Origin of the sequence: Pseudomonas sp. SB113, assembly GCF_040754745.1 — a bacterium.
GTDB classification, from domain to species: domain Bacteria; phylum Pseudomonadota; class Gammaproteobacteria; order Pseudomonadales; family Pseudomonadaceae; genus Aquipseudomonas; species Aquipseudomonas grimontii.
Genome location: NZ_JBFMHW010000057.1, coordinates 1 through 1356, shown reverse-complemented (window position 1 = coordinate 1356; position 1356 = coordinate 1). Strand labels below are relative to the sequence as shown.

Sequence of the window (1356 nt, the reverse complement as noted above, 5' to 3'; positions counted from 1 at the left end):
CCTGGGGGTGGCTGGTTTGGGGGCGCGTCTGACACACCGCCGACGCAGCCTCGCCAAGGCTCGACAGCTGCTACGCAGGGGGCTCGGCTCAAGATGTGCAGAGACTTATGCCCCGATGGCGGTGGGTCAGCTAAGTGATGTATCAACTGACACTCAGCCATCGGGGGCTTGCCCTAATGCCGTTCAGTTAAGGCTTTTTGTAGGAGCGAGCTTGCTCGCGAAGAACTCAGGGCCACCGTGCTTATCGAGAATGAACGCGTTGCCTGGGCGTTTTTCGCGAGCAAGAACTAGGCGTCCCCCTCGCTCCTACAGTGAATCACTTTCGCTTAACTGACTGGCATTAGGGCAAGCCCCCTCCCACATTTGCTCACTGGTGTCTATGAGATTGCGGTCCCAAAAAGGGACTGATCAGTCCCTGCTTGGGACCTTTTCCAGCGAAGGGCTGACCTGCTCCAGCGCCCGTTCCACCAGCAACTGCCCCAACTCGGCCATTTGCTGGATCCCGAGCATGATGGCGCGCTGGGAAGTGTCCAGGTCGAAGGCCAGGTTGCAGGTGAGTGCGTTGAGGGAGGACAGGGTTTCGCTGGCGTTGACCAGCAGGGTTTCGGTGTTTTGGTGGGGGTTTACGGTGAAGAGGCTTGCGGGCGGATTGGGGGTAGGTTTGACCATGATTTACAACTCCGATATGTGATGGAAACTGCCCTCTTCCGCTTGCACGCGAATTAAGGTGGCAGCTGTGCGCAGGTGTGCAAGACCGGGCATATCGGACCCCGGCAGACCCCGAAGGATCTCCCACGCACAGCCGCCATAACAAATACAGCAGGCATAAAAAACGCCCGTTGAATGGCTATGGGCGTTGGTGCGCCGACATGTAACCGGACTTGCACGTCCGTGTCACCGTTTTTTGCGATGACGGGACGAAGACTAGGCGCGCAGGCTGCACGCGACAAGTTCATGCACGGCCCAAAATCTTGCAGGAAAAATCCGAAGGCTGGTCACACCTCTCAAGCGCAAAGCGCTTCCTGTGGCGAGCGGGCTTGCCACACAGAATATTCCGACAAGGTTTTGCCGGCGTAAGTACTGCGCAGCTATGGCTATCGATGCAAAGCGCCTACGACTTATGGCAGGCAGAGCATCGGGAGCAGCCGTTGATTGAGCGGTTTGCGCGGATTGATTGAGGGCTTAAGCAAGTCTCCCTGCGTAGCAGCTGTCGAGCCCCGGCGAGGCTGCGTCAGCGGTGTGTCAGACGGGCCGCAAACGCAGCCTCGCCGGGGCTCGACAGCTGCTTGTATCTCGACTATCGCTCCGTCAGGAGTAATAGTTCTCGACTGATCATCGAGGGAGGGGCTTGGAAGC

1 protein-coding gene and 1 pseudogene are annotated in these 1356 nt (G+C 58.3%); one reads left to right on the top strand and one right to left on the bottom strand.

The window, feature by feature from the left end:
• Positions 1-408: 408 nt before the first annotated feature.
• Positions 409-669 carry a DUF6124 family protein gene (locus tag AB1462_RS31360; RefSeq protein ID WP_367248944.1) on the bottom strand — a complete coding sequence of 87 codons (261 nt, stop codon included), beginning with the start codon at positions 667-669 and terminating at the stop codon, positions 409-411.
• A gap of 398 nt (positions 670-1067) precedes the next feature.
• Here AB1462_RS31360 and AB1462_RS31355 point away from each other — a divergent pair.
• Positions 1068-1178: pseudogene (locus AB1462_RS31355) on the top strand (addiction module antidote protein, HigA family); the annotation flags it as partial.
• Between the last annotated feature and the right edge of the window lie 178 nt (positions 1179-1356).